Raw genomic sequence first — 18,316 nt, 5'->3', positions numbered from 1 at the left:
TCTATTATGTGTTCAGTATTAGTATTTTCTAGTGAAAGTGAGAAGCTGCGTAGTCTCTTGTCTGAGTCTAATCATTTTGATTCTGTTCTTTTCATATTTGACGGTGGTCGTCGTTATAAAGTATCGGCTTCTAGTCTTGGTATCCATTCCCCTCAGGACCTACTTCTCCCTTTAGGTCTTGGTCTTTTCCGTAGCAGTCCTTTCTGGTCTTATTACCTTTATCCGCAAGGTTGTAATTTCCATAAAGGAATTGACGGTCTTTGTGGTGAGGTCATCCGGCACACGGGTTCTTACGTGTCAGAGCAGAGTTGCCATATTTTTCTTGACCGTTCCCGTAGCAGGTTGCATATCCTTTATCGGTGCGACGATGAATACCGTCTGGAATGCCGTCGTCTGAACCACGGTTCTTTCCTCTTGAAAAAGGACGAACGGAAGAGGGGTTTTCTTCAAATTTCCTGGAATCGCCTGAATGAGCTGCTTACTGTTAAAAAGTATCGGAAAACAGTTGAAAAGTAATCTCCCGTCCTATAAGCCGTACAGCTTTATTTTGATAACTTTGCCACATAATAAAAAAGTGGATATACAGTGAAAGAACCAGTCATTACCCTTACTTTGGAAGAGTACGAAGAGTTGCGCAAGGAACGTGAACGTCTTGAAAAGGAGCATGCGGAACTTCAGAGAAAATACGAAGCCTCTTTGCAGGAGTATTCCCGCCAGGCCGGGGAAATCTCAGCCTGTACAGCCGTCATAGCTGACTTGAGATGGAAATTGGCTGACTTGACACGCCGTTTATGGGGTAAATCCAGTGAAAAACGTCATCTTCCCGAAGATGCCAGCCAATTGAGCATCTGTTTCGAATCCCCGTCCGATGTCAATGACCCGGTAGCGGAAGAACAGAAAATAGCTGAGAAATCTGTCAAATCGGAGAATGGTTACAACCGTTTCCGTAAGAGCTTCACCAAAAAGATTACTCCCCACGCCCGTAAGCCCATCGACCCGTCCCTTCCCCGTGAGGAAATCATCATTCCCATGCCGGAAGGTCTTTCCCTGGAGGGAGCGACAAAGCTGGGGGAGGAAGTGAGCGAACAATATGCCGTCAGCCCTGCGCGATTCTATGTGAGACGCATCATCCGCCCTAAATACCGGCTTGCCGACGGTCGTATCATGACTGCTCCCATGCCCGTAACGGCACACCCTCACAGCAATGCGTCGGAAAGTATATTGTCCCACATTGCTACCGCCAAATATTACGATCACCTGCCTCTGCACAGACAGCTGGACATTTTTGAGCGTGAAGGCATCCATCTGAGTCCTTCCACCGTAAGTAACTGGATGATGGCCGCCGCACAGCGTCTGGAGCCGGTCTATAATGAGCTTCGTGAACTGGTCAAGGACAGTTATTACGTCATGGCCGATGAGACGCCCCACCCCGTACTTGAAAGCGACCGTCCCGGTGCCCTTCACCGCGGGTATATGTGGAACTTCTATCTGCCCCGGTTCCATACCCCCTTCTTTGAATATCACAAGGGACGTGGCAGCAGTGGAATAGACACACTGCTGGCAGGACAGGTCCGGGTGGTACAGAGTGACGGCTTTGCAGTATATGACGAGTTCGACACGCTACCCGGAAAGTTACACCTGTGCTGCTGGGCACACGTCAGGCGCAAGTTTGTGGAAGCGGAAGGGAATGACCCTCCCAGAGCAGGGTATGCACTTGAACAAATAGGCAGACTGTATGCTGTGGAGGAGAAAATCAGGATAGAACATCTGGAAGGCGGGGCTGTAGTAAAGCTTCGCCAGGAAGAATCGTACCCTATTATCAAAGGACTGGAAAAATGGTGCAAGGAGGAATATGAACATACGGTTGAGAAATCGCCTATTGCCAAGGCCATATTCTATATGTACACACGATTTGAACAACTGTCCGGATATGTCAACGATGCACAATTCTGCATTGACAATAATCCGGTGGAGCGTTCTATAAGACCATTGACTTTGAACAGAAAAAACACTCTTTTCTCCGGATCACATGAGGCGGCACATGCAGCGGCAATATTCTTTTCACTGATGGGATGTTGCAGGGAAAATAAGGTGAACCCGAAACTATGGATGCAGGACGTGTTGATTAGGGTACAGGAGAAAGAAAGAGAAGAGAAAAACGACTACTCCGATTTACTGCCATTTAATTGGAAAGGATAAACAAGAAAGATTGATAAAGCCAAAAGCCAGACGAAGTACGTCTGGCTTTTGGCTTTATTATAGCTTGGAAAGAAACACGCACGAGGCCGAATGCTTACCGTCACGGCCATGGTAGGTTCTCTTCACAGCCGTGGTAGGAATTTGTCACGGCCGTGACGAATTAGTGATATCGGTAATCTGACGAAAGGATACCGAAGAGATAACGTTAATATCCCGTTAGTATATCCTATGTTTTATAGGGGGATGGGATGATAATACCCTGAGAGCAAAAGTTACTCTCAGGGTGCTATCATGACCTGCTCTCATAGCTGAAGCTACGATGAATAAAGGCTTTGAAAAAATTTATGAGGGTATGAGGGTAAATCGTGAAAACTTTTGTTTGGAGTGCGTGTTTAGTTCTGAAATCGAATTAGTTCATTTCCGTACCCTAATGAGATAATTTATTAGCTCAACAGTTGATATGGTGAGTCACTTACTCAATGATGTTGGTTATGAACTAAACTGGAGTCTAATTCAATGTAAACGTCTGCGAGCCAATCAGATTACCACCTTCGAAGATATCAACCCGATAGTTTCCGGCGTACAGAAACTCTTCCACATCCCAAAACACATTTACGTTCTGTTCTTCTCCGTTGTACTCGATATACTTTTTGATAGAATAGGTCAGTGTACGATTCTCATAAGGGAAAGTATTGGACGCACTCTTAGTCAACGCATCGTTATCCGGTTTGGTGATACGTATGTATATGGTACGCTCACCGTTTTCAGCAGTGATATTCTTTACGACTGTAAAGCTGATAGCCAGTTTCACCACGTCTTTCACCTTCTTCGCTACTTTGCCGCGTTTGTTGCGGGGTTCGATACGGATATTGGTGGCGTCAAGCTGGGCTGCCAGTGTCACTTTCTTATCCAAGTTCTTCTTTTCTTCAGAAAGATTACTGATTTGTTGAGAAGCCTTATTATACTTATCGGTCACATCAGCTATCACCAATTTCTGCTGTTCAGTCAATTTATTCAATGAATCAATCTGGTTGATATACCCAATCATAACTTTACGCAGGGTGGCCAGTTCCTTCTTCAAACGGCGGATTTCCGTAGCGTTCGAGCTTTTCACCGTGCGGAGTTCTTCCAACAAGCGCTGTGTCTTCAATTGTTCCTGTTCAAGCAGTTGGGATAAAGAGTCATTAGATATGGTCATCTTCAACTCATCATATTGTTGTGCAAAGCGGGTATATTCAGTTTCCAGCTCTTCCTTGTCTAATTGGAATTCCTGTACTAACTCCCTGTTGGCTTGTTTTTCTGTAAATAATAAATAGGTAATGCCAATAATCGCTATTACCAAAATAGCTACGGCCGCAATAAGAAGACTTTTTTTACTCATAGTTTCAGTTGTGAATTGATAACGTGCGCAAAAGTAATCATTTCACAACAGAAGTCAAGCGGAAAAACAGAGAGTTTTAGAAAAACCATCGGCTAATCCGTACAATTTTAATTTATTAACCAGTTTGGCATTCTATCGGCTCTCCTTTCAGGCTACTGTCTGTAGATTCTGATTACTTCGACCTTTAACTAAAATTATTACGGAAAAATTTCTTTAATTAGGATTATCGTTGTAATTTTGTCGCGCAAAATAGATGAAACAAATTATCAACTTTTTAAATATATAGTATTATGTCAAAAGTAACCGTAGTAGGCGCAGGTAACGTAGGTGCTACATGTGCAAATGTACTTGCTTTTAATGAAGTAGCAGACGAAGTAGTAATGCTGGACGTTAAAGAAGGCGTATCAGAAGGTAAAGCAATGGATATGATGCAGACTGCCCAATTGTTGGGTTTCGACACTACAATCGTAGGCTGCACTAACGATTATGCCCAGACTGCCAACTCTGACGTTGTTGTGATTACTTCAGGTATTCCTCGCAAGCCGGGTATGACTCGTGAAGAACTGATCGGTGTAAACGCTGGTATCGTTAAATCAGTGGCACAGAACATCTTGAAATATTCTCCTAACGCTATCCTTGTTGTAATTTCTAACCCAATGGATACAATGACTTACCTGTCATTGAAATCTCTGGGCTTGCCGAAAAACCGTATCATCGGTATGGGTGGCGCTTTGGATAGCTCTCGCTTCAAATATTTCCTGTCTCAAGCTTTGGGATGCAATGCTAACGAAGTAGAAGGTATGGTTATCGGCGGTCACGGTGATACTACAATGATTCCGTTGACTCGCTTCGCTACTTACAAAGGTATGCCTGTAACTAACTTTATCTCTGCTGAAAAGTTGGAAGAAGTTGCTGCTGCTACTATGGTAGGTGGCGCTACTCTGACTAAATTGCTGGGTACTTCCGCATGGTATGCACCGGGCGCAGCAGGAGCATTCGTTGTTGAATCTATCCTTCACGACCAGAAGAAGATGGTTCCTTGTTCAGTATTCCTCGAAGGTGAATACGGCGAATCAGATATTTGTATCGGTGTTCCTGTAATCCTTGGCAAGAACGGTATCGAAAAGATCGTTGAACTCGACCTGAACGAAGACGAAAAAGCCAAGTTCGCAGCTAGCGCAAAAGCTGTACACGGAACTAACGCTGCTTTGAAAGAAGTAGGTGCTCTTTAATAAAGCAAATCCCCTTACATTTATATATCAGGAAAGGCTGTCCTTCATCATGGAAGGACAGCCTTCTTTCTTTTCTTCTCCCCCGCTCATCTTGTTATATTTTTAAAAAAAGCTAATTCTTTTTGCGTTTTCACAGAAAGCGCATACATTTGCATCGTTGTTTATGCAATTATTGTTTAAGCTAACAAGTTCAAAAAAACTGACTACTTCAATAAACAAATTACATAAGAACAGGGTTATTTAAATAGAAGTATCACCTTATTAATATGCAAGATGCGATGAAAAAACTATTTCTCCTGACAATTCTGTTAAACCTGACTTTTATAGTAAAAGCGCAAACTATACTGAGTTTGGATAGTTGCCGCGCTTTAGCCCTTGCCAACAATAAAGATCTGTTGATAAGCAATGAAAAGATAAATGCCGCCCACTATCAGCGAAAAGCCGCATTTACCAATTACCTACCCAGCTTCTCGGCAACCGGAGCTTACATGAGAAATCAAAAAGAGTTCTCTTTATTGAATGCCGACCAGAAAGCCGCACTTTCGGGATTGGGAACCAGTCTGGCAGGCCCATTGGAGCAAGCCGGCGGAATCATAGCGCAATTACATCCGGAACTTGCTTCTAAAATCCCTGAATTAGGAGCGAGCCTGACTTCTGCCTTTAACAATGCCGGAAGTTCACTGGTAGACGCGCTCCGCACGGACACTAGAAACGTGTACGCCGGAGCTGTCACGCTGACACAGCCACTCTATATGGGTGGAAAAATCCGCGCTTACAACAAGATAACACAATACGCCGAGGAACTGGCACGTCAGCAACATCAAGGCGGCATGCAGGAAGTTATCATGAGCACCGACCAAGCTTATTGGCAAGTCATTTCATTAGTCAATAAGAAAAAGTTGGCGGAAGGATATCTGAAACTTCTGCAACAGTTGGACAGCGATGTGGAAATGATGATTGCCGAAGGAGTAGCTACTAAAGCAGACGGTTTATCCGTGCGCGTCAAGGTGAATGAAGCGGAAATGACACTGACAAAAGTAGAGGACGGATTAAGCCTTGCCCGAATGTTGTTGTGCCAACTATGCGGGCTCGATCTTAGCTCTCCCGTCACTCTGACAGACGAAAATATGGATGACATTCCCCTATTAGCACCGGAGACTCATTTCGATATGTCAACGGCCTACGCCAACCGACCGGAGATACGCAGTCTCGAACTGGCTACGCAAATCTACAGGCAGAAAGTGAATGTAACCCGTTCTGAACATCTTCCTTCTATTGCGTTAATGGGAAATTATATGGTTACGAATCCTTCTGTCTTCAACAGTTTCGAGAATAAGTTCAAAGGAATGTGGAATGTCGGAGTGATGGTGCAGATACCTATCTGGCATTGGGGCGAAGGTATTTACAAAATAAGGTCTGCCAAAGCCGAAGCAAGAATCGCGCAATATCAACTGGAAGATGCCAGGGAAAAAATCGAATTGCAGGTTAATCAGGCAGCGTTCAAGGTGAACGAGGCCGGTAAAAAACTGGTGATGGCTTCCAAGAATATGGAGAAGGCGGAAGAGAATCTTCGCTATGCGACACTTGGCTTTAAAGAGGGCGTAATTGCTACCAGTAATGTTCTCGAAGCGCAAACAGCCTGGCTATCCGCCCAATCGGAGAAGATTGATGCTCAAATAGACGTGAAACTGACAGAAATTTATCTAAAAAAATCATTAGGAACTTTGAAATAATTCATAATCATATGGCACCTACTAAATCACAAAACAGCAATATGCTGCTGGCTTTTCTTACTTTACTCGGAGTTATTGCAATCGTTGCAGTCGTTGGTTTTTTCATGCTTCGCAAAGGGCCTGAAATCATTCAGGGACAGGCAGAAGTTACCGAATATCGTGTCTCAAGCAAAGTTCCGGGACGTATTCTGGAATTTCGCGTGAAAGAAGGACAGCAGGTCAATGCCGGTGATACACTGGCTATCCTGGAAGCGCCGGATGTAGTGGCGAAGATGGAACAGGCACGTGCCGCCGAAGCTGCCGCACAGGCACAAAACGAAAAAGCTATCAAAGGGGCACGTCAGGAACAGATTCAGGCCGCTTATGAGATGTGGCAGAAAGCACAGGCGGGAGTCACCATTGCCGAAAAGTCATACAAAAGAGTGAAGAACTTGTATGAACAGGGAGTGATGCCCGCACAAAAGCTGGACGAAGTAACTGCACAACGGGACGCCGCTATCGCTACCGAGAAAGCTGCAAAAGCACAATATACAATGGCAAAGAACGGAGCTGAACGTGAGGACAAAATGGCTGCGGAAGCTCTTGTCAACCGTGCAAAAGGAGCCGTTGCCGAAGTTGAATCTTACATCAAGGAGACTTATCTTATCGCTCCGGCAGCCGGAGAGGTTTCGGAGATTTTCCCGAAGGTAGGAGAACTGGTAGGTACCGGCGCACCTATCATGAATATTGCCGAACTGAATGACATGTGGATAACGTTCAATGTGCGCGAAGACCTGCTTAAAAACCTGACTATGGGAACTGAATTTGAAGCAGTCGTTCCGGCTTTGGATAATAAAGCGATCAAACTCAAAGTGTATTATATGAAGGACTTGGGTAGTTACGCAGCCTGGAAGGCTACCAAGACGACCGGCCAGTTTGACCTGAAAACATTCGAAGTGAAAGCATCTCCGATGGAAAAAGTCGAAAATCTTCGTCCAGGCATGTCAGTTGTCATTGATAAGTAATCATGAAAGAGAGAGAAAAGAAATATATAGCATTGTGGCAGGTCATGCAAAGAGAATGCCGGCGGTTGGTATCACGACCGCTTTATCTCTTCTGCATGGTCATCGCCCCACTTTTCTGCTATATCTTCTTCACCACTTTAATGGATTCGGGACTGCCGAAGGATCTTCCTGCCGGTGTGGTGGATATGGATGATTCGCCTACGTCCCGCAATATCGTACGCAATCTGGATGCTTTTTCGCAGACAGGTGTCGTCGCCCATTACAGTAATGTGACGGATGCACGTATAGCCGTACAGGAAGGAAAAATCTACGGGTTCTTTTATATACCCAAAGGCTTGTCGGCGGAAGCACAAAGCCAGCGGCAACCCAAGATTTCTTTCTATACCAACTATTCATACCTGATTGCAGGTTCCCTGCTTTTCAGGGATATGAAAATGATGGGGGAACTGACAGCAGGCTCTGCCACACGTACCACGCTATATGCCAAAGGAGCTACGGAAGATCAGGCTATGGGATTTCTGCAACCTATCGTGATAGATACGCATCCGTTGAATAATCCCTGGTTGAATTATTCGGTATATCTATGCAATACGCTGATACCGGGAGTACTCATGTTGCTTATATTCATGGTCACTGTTTACTCTATCGGTGTGGAAATCAAAGATCGTACCGCCCGTGAGTGGCTGCGTATGAGTAATAACTCTATTTATATTGCATTAGCAGGAAAGTTACTTCCACATACGGTAATCTTTTTCATTATGGGTATATTTTATAATGTATACTTATATGGTTTCCTGCATTTTCCTTGCAATAGCGGTATCTTTCCCATGATATTCGCCACACTCTGTCTTGTGCTGGCATCACAGTGTTGCGGAATTCTCATGATAGGGACTCTGCCTACTCTGCGGCTCGGACTAAGCTTCGCTTCGTTATGGGGTGTCATATCGTTCTCTATTTCCGGTTTCTCATTTCCGGTGATGGCGATGCATCCTGTTTTGCAGGCTTTGAGCAATCTGTTTCCGCTGCGTCACTATTTCCTGATTTATGTAGATCAGGCGCTCAACGGATATAGCATGGCTTACTCATGGAGTAACTATATGGCCTTATTAATATTCATGATGCTTCCTTTCTTCGTGGTTCACCGCTTGAAAGAAGCATTGGTTTACTATAAATACATACCCTAAATGAAAGATATAAAATTAAAAGATAAGATAGCCCAAGGCATCAATGACCTGTTTTATATCTGGAAGCGGGAGTTTCAGACAACTTTCCGCGACCAGGGGGTACTGATATTCTTTATACTCGTCCCGTTGGGCTATCCACTGCTGTATAGCTTTATCTATGACAATGAAGTGGTGCGCGAAGTTCCTGCCGTTGTTGTGGACGATTCCCATTCCTCTTTGAGTCGCGAATATCTCCGGAAAGTAGATGCTACGCCCGATATTCAAATCGTATCTTATTGTGCCGATATGGAAGAAGCCAAGCAAATGCTGAAGAACAGACGTGCGTATGGCATCATTTACATTCCTTCGGATTTCAGTGATAATATCGCAAAAGGAAAGCAGACGCAAGTCAGCATCTATTGTGATATGAGCGGATTACTTTATTATAAGTCCATGCTGATAGCCAATACCGCCGTTTCATTGGATATGAATCAGGATATTAAGATTGCCCGTAGCGGCAATACAACCGACCGGCAGGATGAGATAACTGCTTATCCGATAGAATATGAGGAGATTTCGATATTCAATCCTACTGCCGGATTCGCCGCTTTCCTGATTCCTGCCGTACTGGTATTGATTATTCAACAGACATTATTGCTCGGCATCGGTCTTGCTGCCGGAACGGCCCGTGAAAATAATCGGTTCAAGGATCTCGTACCCATCAACCGGCATTATAACGGTACATTGCGAATCGTACTCGGAAAAGGGCTGAGTTATTTTATGGTTTATGTATTGGTGGCTTTCTATGTGCTACATATCGTACCACGACTATTCAGCCTCAACCAAATCGGACAACCCGGTTCATTAGTATTATTCGTTGTTCCTTATTTGGCGGCTTGTATTTTCTTTGCTATGACAACGTCCATTGCCATTCGTAACCGGGAAACGTGTATGCTGATTTTTGTATTCACATCCGTTCCTTTGCTATTTATATCAGGAATTTCCTGGCCAGGGGCTGCGATTCCTCCGTTCTGGAAATATGTATCTTACATATTCCCGTCTACTTTCGGGATCAATGGTTTTGTAAAAATCAATAATATGGGAGCAACTTTGAGTGAAGTGGCTTTTGAATACAAAGCTTTGTGGTTACAGGCGGGTATCTATTTCCTTACTACCTGTTGGGTATATCGCTGGCAAATACTTATGAGTCGTAAACATGCCATAGAGAGATATAAGGAGCTAAAAGAAAAAGAAAACTTATCCAAGCAGGTAAATGATTGATAAATATAACACAAGAGAGAGAAACGAACGGTATATTCTTATTATTAAGATATGCCGTTTTTTCTTTTTCGGAAAGTAAGGATAAAAAAATCCCCCGTCCAAAGAAAGTATAGGACGAGGGATTTTTAAAGAGATATTATAAAGAGAGTATAATTCGATTAGAATTTGTAACCTACCCCAATAGAGAAATTCATGTTCTTGGCACTTTTCTTTTCATAAGTATAATCATCAATAGCAGCGTCATATTTTTCAACACCAACATCTTGCAACTTTGTCAAACCGAAACTACCAGTCAGATCAATAAAGAATTTATTAATTTCATAGGTAACGCCAACACCAATACCTAAATCAAATCTTTTAGCAGCTTCGTTTTCAATATCGCCATCTTCATCCTTGGTGTCTTTAAAGATATCCACTTTATAATCTCCATCTTTATATTTACCACCTAAACCAAAGGCAAAATATGGACCGGCTTTTACTACGATATTCTGTCCATCAGCAATTGCAAATCTTGCAGCAGCCATTACAGGCAATTCCAAATACATAGGAGTAGCTTTTCCAGCACTCTCATCTCCTTCTTCCTTCTTTTCTTTATACCCTTTAGTTGAGAATAACAAAGATGGCTGAATGGACCACATATCTGTAAACTGGTATTCCATACCAACTCCTAAATAACCGCCAATCTTCATCTTGGTATCTTCCATCTTAGTCACATTACTCATATTCATACCAGCCTTAGCACTCCATGAAATCTGAGAATAAGAAACGATTGAAACAAGTGCAAACAGCACAAAAATCAAACCTTTTTTCATATCATTTATTTTTTAGTTCGCCTTCCTCTTCCCTTTGGTCGGCATTGTTAATTAAATAGCTTTGTTCTCAGGTGTGGGGAATTATTCATACCTTTATTAGAGTATAGAAACACACCCATTCATATTTAACGTCTGTTTTATACCGGCAAAGATATTTCATTTATTTTAAATAAAAAAGCAGCCATTTACCTGATTTTAGCATAAAGGTTATTAAAGTGTGACTATTTAAGCAAAAACAATGCCTATTCGAGCTTTTTTTGTGCTTAGCTATTTTCAGCATTATAATATAATTAAAATATTCTTGCGCATTTCATGCATTTACAATTATTAACCAGCTAAGTATTGCTTATTTACGAAATATTCGTAGATTTGCGAAGTATTCGTAATTAAACAATATCTCCATGGAAAAGTTAACAATACAAGAAGAAGAAGTAATGATCTACATTTGGGAGTTACAAAGCTGTTTCGTAAAGGACATCGTAGCGAAATATACGCAACCTGCTCCGCCGTACACCACAGTAGCATCCATCGTGAAGAACCTCGAACGGAAGGGATACGTCACACCGAAACGTGTGGGTAACACTTACCAGTACACTCCCGCTATTCGCGAAAATGAGTATAAGCGCCATTTTATGAGCGGCGTAGTTCGTAACTATTTTGAGAACTCTTACAAAGAAATGGTTTCTTTCTTTGCAAAAGACCAGAAGATTTCGACCGATGATCTCAAAGATATCATCGACCTGATTGAAAAAGGAAAAGAAGATTAATAGAAAATATTCATTACTATGATGACTCCGGAATTAGCCTATTTTCTAAAGATAAATGTAGCAATAGTCCTATTCTACGCATTCTATCGGTTGTTTTTCTATAAAGACACCTTCTTCCATTGGCGTCGGGTGGCTTTGCTATGCTTTTTTGCCATCTCCTTACTTTATCCTTTGTTGAACATTCAAGGATGGGTAAAAGCCCATGAACCAATGGTGGCAATGGCAGATCTTTATGCAACAATTATACTTCCGGAACAAACCATCACTCCACTGCAAGAACCAACAATGAACTGGCAAGAGTTAATCTTACTCTTTATAAAAATCATTTATTGGAGTGGAATATTAGTATTAACAACACGTTTCCTTGTGCAATTAGGCAGTATCATACGGCTACATATCCAGTGCCCTAAAAGCACTATACAAGGAATAAGCGTACATCTTTTAAAGAAAGAATACGGCCCGTTCTCTTTCTTCCATTGGATATTCATTCATCCACAGTCACATACAGAGTCCGAAATCGGTGAAATCATTACTCACGAAGAAACGCATGCCCGTCAGCATCATTCGGTAGATGTGTTAATCAGTGAACTAATGTGTACATTCTGCTGGTTCAACCCTTTTATCTGGCTGATGAAACGGGAAGTCAGAGGAAATCTCGAATACATGGCGGATCACCGGGTATTGGAGACGGGACATGACAGTAAATCATACCAGTACCATTTATTGGGACTGGCACATCACAAGGCTGCAGCAAATTTATCAAATAGTTTCAATGTTTTACCACTCAAAAATCGTATTAAAATGATGAATAAACGAAGAACAAAAGAAATAGGGAGAACAAAGTATCTTATGTTTCTCCCCTTGGCTGCCCTGTTGATGATTGTCAGCAACATCGAAATGGTGGCACGTACCACAGAGAAATTCGCCAAGGAAGTAATGGGACAGGCGACGACACAAGTCACTTCGAAACCCGAAATAGCGACTATTCCCGAACTTCCTGCAGAAGAAATTCAAAAAATCATTCTCCCGCAGGAGAAAAAGGCGCAAGAGACACTGGAGACTCATAGCAAGATTGTACCGGATTCCGTCATATTTGAAGTTGTAGAAGAAATGCCGGATTTCCCCGGAGGAATGAAAGCCTTGATGGAATATCTTTCACAAAACATCAAATATCCGGCCGAAGCACACGCTAAAGGCACACAAGGACGTGTGATTGTATGTTTCGTAGTAAAAAAAGACGGAAGTATAGATAACATAAAAGTAGTTCGGAGTGTAGACCCCTATTTAGATAAGGAAGCCATACGTGTAATTACTGCCATGCCAAAATGGAAGCCCGGCAAGCAAAGAGGAGAAGCAGTAAATGTCAGATTTACAGTTCCTGTCATGTTCAGACTAACCGGACCTGAAACTCCGAAAGCTGAAGAAATCAAACAATCTGATTTGGAAGAAGTAGTCGTTGTAGGGTATGGTTTAAAGGAAGATTCAAATCCCGATGCAGTAGGTGTAAAAACCGGAGATACAGAGCCTACTTTCAAGGTAGTAGAAACAATGCCGAAATTCCCCGGCGGAACAAGAGGTCTAATGCAATATCTTGCCAGAAGTATCAAATATCCTGTTATTGCACAAGAGAAAAAGCAGCAAGGCAGAGTCATCATAAAGATGGTTGTCGGAAAAGATGGCAGCTTGTCAGAAATAAAAGTGCTGCGGAGCGTTTCTCCTTCTTTAGATACAGAAGCCATGCGCGTAGTAAGTAATATGCCGAAATGGGAACCGGGACTGCAACGCGGACAAGCGGTTGCCGTAGAATACACCCTTCCTATTACATTCCGGCTACAATAATTTATTTTCCCGATGCCGCTCTCTCTCCTCATCGGTGGGGAGAGAGGCGTTCCCCGGTGCCGGACACAAGTCTCATCGGTGGGGAACACTAACCTCATCAATTCCAAAAAGAATTTCTTTTTTCTACTTCCATAAGGCTAGTTACAAAAATATCCTTATATTTGTTAGAAATAAAACGCTATTCATATGAAAAGATTCGCATGGATTATCGGTTTGATACTCTGCACAGTTTGCACTGTACAAGCCAAAGACAGAGTTATCGAGCGTCCTCCTTTTCTTGCCTGGAGCTCCAACAGTATCGAAGTTGATAAAATTGTCATGAGTGACACAGTGACCACTGTCTATGTGAAAGCTTACTATCGGCCTAAGTACTGGATAAAAGTAGCAACCGGAAGTTTTCTGAAAGATAATAACGGGGCACTTTATCCAATCCGGAAGGGAGTCGGAATAACACTGGACAAAGAATTTTGGATGCCGGAATCCGGAGAAGCGGAATTTCAGTTACTCTTTCCTCCTATACCGGAAAATGTTACCAGCCTGGATTTCTCTGAAGGAGACTTTGACGGAGCATACAAGATATGGGGAATACAGCTCAACGAGAAGTATTTCCGTAAAACTCCGTTACCTAAAGACGCAATAATCCATAAGATTAATAAGAAAGCCCAATTACCTACCCCGGAACTCGCATACGGTAAAGCCACACTAACAGGAAGAGTGCTCGACTTTAAGAAAGATATGCCGTCATCAGGTAAATTGCATCTGAATGACCCGGTCAGGTGGCTGAACTTTGCCGAAGAAGTGAGTATAAATGAAGACGGAACTTTCCAGATTCAAACAAATGTCATCACGGTAACTCCGGCGACTCTTGTTTTCCCGTTTGCTCAAATTTCCTGCTTATTAGCTCCGGGAAAAGAAAGTTCTATTATTATTAATACGGCCGAATGTACACGCCAACAATCACACTTGCAAAAGGACGATAAGCCTTATGGAAAGAAAGCTTATTACAGCGGTTATTTGGCTGAACTGCAACAAGAGTTGACGGACAATACCATTCAGTGTAATCTGGTCAGCAGTCCGGGGGAAATCGTAGACGAAGTAATCGGAAAAGATATAGATGGAGTGAAAAACTATTTCATAGAGAAACGGAGCAATATCCATAAACAGATAGCAGAATCTCCTCTTAGTCCGGCCGCAAAAGAAGTTCTGAAAGCCAATACAGATATAACTACAGCTATCGGACTTTTTATGGGCAAAGATATCCTGATGCGTGCACATGTCGTTAGTCAAAAGTTGAACAGAGAGCAGACTAAGGAATATTACACAAACACCAAGATTGAATTTCCGGATAATTATTTTGATATATTCAAAGAATTGGCTCTCAATACACCGGTAGATTTATATGCATCGGAATACGCATACGGAACGGGAATATTCAGTTCCCGGAAAGATCTTCTGGAAAAACAGTTGGGAACAAACCAGGGGATTCTGTTCCAAATGATGGAAGCATATAAATGTTACCGTTCGATTGAAGATTTTACCCCGCTGACCGCCGAACAGATAACCGCGCTTGAAGCACTGCCTTCGCCCGCCTACAAAAACATGCTGACAGCACTCAATGGAGAGTTGCTCAAGAAGATGGAATTGAACAAACAGAAGACCGGATACAAAATCAATGAAATAGGCGAAGTAGAAAATGAAGAACTTTTCTCTGCCATCATTTCCAAATTTAAAGGCCATGTCCTATTAGTAGACTTTTGGGCTACTTGGTGCGGCCCTTGCAGAATGGCGAACAAAGCTATGGTTCCGATGAAAGAAGAATTGAAAGATAAGGATATCCTCTATTTATATGTCGCAGGAGAAAATTCCCCCAAAGGAACTTGGGAAAATATGATACCCGATGTTCACGGAGAACATTTCCGTGTGACTAATGACCAATGGAGATATCTTATGGATAAATTCAATATTCAGGGAGTACCGACTTATTTTGTTATCGACCGCAATGGTAACACAGTTTATCAGCAGACCGGTTTCCCAGGAGCTGACACCATGAAAAAGAAACTGACAGAAGCATTGAATAAATAATAGAGCTACTATAAGAAAGAACCTTCATAGTTTTTATAAAGACTATGAAGGTTCTTTTTATATCTTACGAACAGCTTATATAAAAGCTATCTTGTCCGGATTCCGGCTATTTATGCATTTCTACAATTTGGGTCGGAGCCATCTCAACATTTCTACGATCCACCTGGCGGACAACACTCGCAGCTAATGACAAGAAAGCACGTCCGGTGATGGTATTTTCATCCAACGCAACCGGCGTACCATTGTCCCCACCCTCACAAATACTCTGCACAATAGGAATCTGCCCCAACAAAGGCACATTCATCTCTTCGGCCAACTTCTTTGCACCTTCTTTACCGAAAATATAATATTTGTTTTCCGGAAGTTCGGCAGGAGTAAACCATGCCATATTCTCAACCAAGCCGAGGATAGGTACATTTACCTTATCATTAGTGAACATATTGATTCCTTTACGGGCATCTGCCAAAGCCACTGCCTGCGGAGTGCTGACAACAATCGCACCTGTCATTGCCAATGTCTGGACAACAGTCAGATGAATGTCACTTGTTCCCGGTGGAAGGTCAATCAGAAAATAATCCAGATCACCCCAGGACGCATCGCCAATCAATTGCTTCAGTGCATTGCTTGCCATTCCGCCACGCCACAAAGTAGCCTGATCCGGATCAACAAAGAAACCGATCGACAATAATTTCACTCCATATTTTTCTACAGGGATAATCAGGTCACGGCCATCTATGCGTTCAGCATATGGACGCGCATCTTCCACCTGGAACATCTTCGGCATGGAAGGCCCGAAAATATCCGCATCGAGCAAACCTACCTTATAGCCTAATTTAGCCAAAGCGACTGCCAGGTTCGCAGATACAGTAGACTTACCTACCCCACCTTTGCCTGAAGAAATACCAATAATATTCTTCACCTGCGGAAGCATCTTGCCCACTTCCGGACGAGCAGCCTGCTTGCTTTCCGTTGCTATCGTAACCTGTACATCCGGAGATACATAGGTATGAATAGCTGTTTCGGCAGCCTTCAACATTGATTTCATAAACGGATCAGTCGGTTTTTCAAATATCAATGAAAAGCTGACAGTCATACCGTCAATACGGAGATTATCGGCAACCATCTCCGCTTCCACCAAATTCTTTCCCGAGCCGGGATAACGCACCGTTGCCAATGCATCCAATATCAATTTAGGATAAAGAGTCATTTTATTTACTATTTGACGATTTACAATCTACCATTTCAGATTCACCACTCAGTATACTGTTTATGTTTAGCTTACTTTATGGCGATTATTTCAGCAAGTTATCTGCTTGTGCTCAACCCGCTGCGTTTACTACGATTATAGCTACGATAAGGATCAAGTTCTATTTCGACATCCGGCTCCTGCAATTTGCCTTCTTGCGGAAGCTGAAATTTGATATACTTTATATTTAAACCACGATCAAGCCATTGTTGTTCATAATAAGTCTTGATACCCAGAATATCATCCACCAGGTCGGAGTGATATAAATCCTCCGTCATAAACTCAACCGGAAGTTTATTGGCTTCTATCATGTATTTGGTATAAGTAAACATGAAGTTACTGTCTGTCTTCAGATGGATAATACCGTTCGGTTGCAGAAACTTGCGGTATCTTTCCATGAAATAAGTGGAAGTCAGTCGTTTGGTCGCTTTCTTCATCTGCGGATCGGAGAAAGTCAGCCATATCTCGCTAACTTCGCTTTCCGCAAAGAAGCGTTCGATGATTTCGATATTCGTGCGCAGAAAAGCTACATTCTTCATTCCTGCCTGCAACGATTCCGTTGCCCCCGTCCACATGCGGGCACCTTTAATATCAACTGCTATAAAGTTCTTTTCGGGAAACATCTTACCCAATCCGACGGTATATTCACCGCGTCCACAGCCCAGTTCAAGCACTATCGGATGGTCATTTTTAAAGAACTCCTTGTGCCATTTCCCTTTCATGTCAAAAGGCACGTTATCTACTGCCGAATAAGGATATTCGAACACATGCGGATAACTCGCCATATCGGCAAACTTTTCTAATTTATTCTTACCCATATCAATCCTGATTAGGTCGCAAAGGTACTGATTTTGACGCAACCGGCAAAAAGAAATGGAGTACAGATTTCTCCGTACTCCATTCTTCTATATAGCTGAATGTATTCGTCTATTAAATAGTAACGTTCACTTCAACGTCTACTTCAATATTTCCGCCTTGCTGTGCTTTCAGGTCTTCATAGAAAGCTGCACGAGATACTTGCATATAAGGCTGCAGGAACAAGAATCCGATACCAAAAGTAACGATAGCAAGAAGAGCCCAACCGATGAAACTCAAATCAAGTAAGAACAATTTCATTTTGTTGTTTTCCATCATTGCCATACTCTTTTCGATAGCCGCATTGTTTTTCATTTCCGGTTCTTCTTTCAGAATATAGTCCGTCATTGCATAAGAATAATACTTGATGACGCCCGGAACAACCAATAGCAATGACCACAAAGCAGTGTAAATGCCCTGAAGCAATTTCGTTACAAAAATACGGCTATAATCCTGGAAACCTTCAAATAATACTCCAAAATCAACATCCTTACCTTTGAATACGCCAAACATCACGATAGCAATACCGTAAGCAACTGGCAGTCCGATAAATAATGAGCACAATCCTCCAATGAAAGGGATAGCTGATAAACCACCGGCAACGATTGAATAAATAAGTGCAGCAACGGCTGCCATAGGCCACTTACCTTGAAGTGCCTGACGTGCTTCTGCACGTAATTGCGAATTCTCTTTTAACATGATATAATTAATTAAATAAATAA

The 18,316-nt window shown here is 42.5% G+C and carries 15 protein-coding genes; 10 read left to right on the top strand and 5 right to left on the bottom strand.

All coding sequences use genetic code 11. The annotated features are described in order from the left end of the window. Positions 1-6: 6 nt before the first annotated feature. A complete protein-coding gene (gene tnpB / locus BQ7997_RS18085) occupies positions 7-516 on the top strand; it encodes an IS66 family insertion sequence element accessory protein TnpB (RefSeq protein ID WP_073346706.1) in 510 nt (169 codons plus the stop codon). Between the two features lie 69 nt (positions 517-585). Continuing rightward, positions 586-2,199: an IS66 family transposase gene (gene tnpC / locus BQ7997_RS18080; protein ID WP_073346707.1), complete on the top strand. Its 1,614-nt coding sequence runs from the start codon at positions 586-588 to the stop codon at positions 2,197-2,199. 508 nt (positions 2,200-2,707) lie between these two features. Here tnpC and BQ7997_RS18075 read toward each other — a convergent pair. Next, positions 2,708-3,580, bottom strand: a complete 873-nt coding sequence (locus tag BQ7997_RS18075) for a hypothetical protein (protein WP_073347552.1) — start codon at positions 3,578-3,580, stop codon at positions 2,708-2,710. 290 nt (positions 3,581-3,870) lie between these two features. Here BQ7997_RS18075 and mdh point away from each other — a divergent pair, with 290 nt between their 5' ends. The 5 genes from mdh to BQ7997_RS18050 all read left to right on the top strand — a co-directional run bounded on the left by mdh (position 3,871) and on the right by BQ7997_RS18050 (position 9,993). Then, positions 3,871-4,812 carry a malate dehydrogenase gene (mdh, locus tag BQ7997_RS18070; protein ID WP_022136489.1) on the top strand — a complete coding sequence of 314 codons (942 nt, stop codon included), beginning with the start codon at positions 3,871-3,873 and terminating at the stop codon, positions 4,810-4,812. A gap of 278 nt (positions 4,813-5,090) precedes the next feature. Beyond that, entirely contained in the window at positions 5,091-6,545 is a 1,455-nt protein-coding gene (locus BQ7997_RS18065; protein WP_073348439.1) for a TolC family protein, read from the top strand. Positions 6,546-6,556: 11 nt separating this feature from the next. Next, the gene (locus tag BQ7997_RS18060; RefSeq protein ID WP_022136491.1) at positions 6,557-7,549 is read left to right on the top strand and encodes an HlyD family secretion protein; all 993 of its coding nucleotides are present in this window, start codon (positions 6,557-6,559) and stop codon (positions 7,547-7,549) included. Positions 7,550-7,551: 2 nt separating this feature from the next. Further along, complete coding sequence (locus tag BQ7997_RS18055) at positions 7,552-8,733, top strand: ABC transporter permease (protein WP_073347551.1); 1,182 nt, start codon at positions 7,552-7,554, stop codon at positions 8,731-8,733. After that, positions 8,734-9,993 (top strand): ABC transporter permease, encoded by a 1,260-nt coding sequence (locus BQ7997_RS18050; protein WP_073347550.1) that lies wholly within the window; start codon positions 8,734-8,736, stop codon positions 9,991-9,993. Positions 9,994-10,151: 158 nt separating this feature from the next. On the opposite strand, the gene BQ7997_RS18045 is transcribed toward BQ7997_RS18050, so the two are convergent. Next, entirely contained in the window at positions 10,152-10,805 is a 654-nt protein-coding gene (locus tag BQ7997_RS18045; protein ID WP_073347549.1) for a porin family protein, read from the bottom strand. A 401-nt stretch (positions 10,806-11,206) separates the two neighbouring features. Here BQ7997_RS18045 and BQ7997_RS18040 point away from each other — a divergent pair, with 401 nt between their 5' ends. From BQ7997_RS18040 to BQ7997_RS18030, 3 genes are all read left to right on the top strand, one after another. Next, entirely contained in the window at positions 11,207-11,572 is a 366-nt protein-coding gene (locus BQ7997_RS18040) for a BlaI/MecI/CopY family transcriptional regulator (RefSeq protein ID WP_022136495.1), read from the top strand. Positions 11,573-11,593: 21 nt separating this feature from the next. Then, positions 11,594-13,411: a M56 family metallopeptidase gene (locus BQ7997_RS18035; RefSeq protein ID WP_073348438.1), complete on the top strand. Its 1,818-nt coding sequence runs from the start codon at positions 11,594-11,596 to the stop codon at positions 13,409-13,411. Between the two features lie 186 nt (positions 13,412-13,597). Further along, complete coding sequence (locus tag BQ7997_RS18030; RefSeq protein WP_073347548.1) at positions 13,598-15,493, top strand: TlpA family protein disulfide reductase; 1,896 nt, start codon at positions 13,598-13,600, stop codon at positions 15,491-15,493. A 106-nt stretch (positions 15,494-15,599) separates the two neighbouring features. Here BQ7997_RS18030 and BQ7997_RS18025 read toward each other — a convergent pair whose 3' ends face one another. The 3 genes from BQ7997_RS18025 to BQ7997_RS18015 all read right to left on the bottom strand — a co-directional run bounded on the left by BQ7997_RS18025 (position 15,600) and on the right by BQ7997_RS18015 (position 18,293). Continuing rightward, positions 15,600-16,700, bottom strand: coding sequence for an Mrp/NBP35 family ATP-binding protein (locus tag BQ7997_RS18025; RefSeq protein WP_022136498.1), 1,101 nt, complete (start codon positions 16,698-16,700; stop codon positions 15,600-15,602). A gap of 98 nt (positions 16,701-16,798) precedes the next feature. Further along, entirely contained in the window at positions 16,799-17,557 is a 759-nt protein-coding gene (gene trmB / locus BQ7997_RS18020; RefSeq protein WP_073347547.1) for a tRNA (guanosine(46)-N7)-methyltransferase TrmB, read from the bottom strand. 112 nt (positions 17,558-17,669) lie between these two features. Further along, the gene (locus tag BQ7997_RS18015) at positions 17,670-18,293 is read right to left on the bottom strand and encodes a DUF975 family protein (RefSeq protein ID WP_022136500.1); all 624 of its coding nucleotides are present in this window, start codon (positions 18,291-18,293) and stop codon (positions 17,670-17,672) included. Between the last annotated feature and the right edge of the window lie 23 nt (positions 18,294-18,316).

The organism is Bacteroides congonensis (assembly GCF_900130125.1).
Taxonomy (GTDB): Bacteria; Bacteroidota; Bacteroidia; order Bacteroidales; family Bacteroidaceae; genus Bacteroides; species Bacteroides congonensis.
The sequence above is the reverse complement of the archived record's forward strand: the minus strand, read 5'-3'. Positions and strand labels throughout refer to the sequence as shown.

Excerpts from the sequence above, each read along its gene's own strand:
- tnpB (WP_073346706.1), top strand. The coding sequence starts at position 7 with ATGTGTTCAGTATTAGTATTTTCTAGTGAAAGTGAGAAGCTGCGTAGT.
- BQ7997_RS18055 (WP_073347551.1), top strand. The coding sequence starts at position 7,552 with ATGAAAGAGAGAGAAAAGAAATATATAGCATTGTGGCAGGTCATGCAA.
- BQ7997_RS18025 (WP_022136498.1), bottom strand. The coding sequence starts at position 16,700 with ATGACTCTTTATCCTAAATTGATATTGGATGCATTGGCAACGGTGCGT.
- mdh (WP_022136489.1), top strand. The coding sequence starts at position 3,871 with ATGTCAAAAGTAACCGTAGTAGGCGCAGGTAACGTAGGTGCTACATGT.
- BQ7997_RS18075 (WP_073347552.1), bottom strand. The coding sequence starts at position 3,580 with ATGAGTAAAAAAAGTCTTCTTATTGCGGCCGTAGCTATTTTGGTAATA.
- BQ7997_RS18060 (WP_022136491.1), top strand. The coding sequence starts at position 6,557 with ATGGCACCTACTAAATCACAAAACAGCAATATGCTGCTGGCTTTTCTT.
- BQ7997_RS18030 (WP_073347548.1), top strand. The coding sequence starts at position 13,598 with ATGAAAAGATTCGCATGGATTATCGGTTTGATACTCTGCACAGTTTGC.
- BQ7997_RS18035 (WP_073348438.1), top strand. The coding sequence starts at position 11,594 with ATGACTCCGGAATTAGCCTATTTTCTAAAGATAAATGTAGCAATAGTC.
- BQ7997_RS18050 (WP_073347550.1), top strand. The coding sequence starts at position 8,734 with ATGAAAGATATAAAATTAAAAGATAAGATAGCCCAAGGCATCAATGAC.
- BQ7997_RS18065 (WP_073348439.1), top strand. The coding sequence starts at position 5,091 with ATGAAAAAACTATTTCTCCTGACAATTCTGTTAAACCTGACTTTTATA.
- BQ7997_RS18045 (WP_073347549.1), bottom strand. The coding sequence starts at position 10,805 with ATGAAAAAAGGTTTGATTTTTGTGCTGTTTGCACTTGTTTCAATCGTT.
- trmB (WP_073347547.1), bottom strand. The coding sequence starts at position 17,557 with ATGGGTAAGAATAAATTAGAAAAGTTTGCCGATATGGCGAGTTATCCG.
- BQ7997_RS18040 (WP_022136495.1), top strand. The coding sequence starts at position 11,207 with ATGGAAAAGTTAACAATACAAGAAGAAGAAGTAATGATCTACATTTGG.
- BQ7997_RS18015 (WP_022136500.1), bottom strand. The coding sequence starts at position 18,293 with ATGTTAAAAGAGAATTCGCAATTACGTGCAGAAGCACGTCAGGCACTT.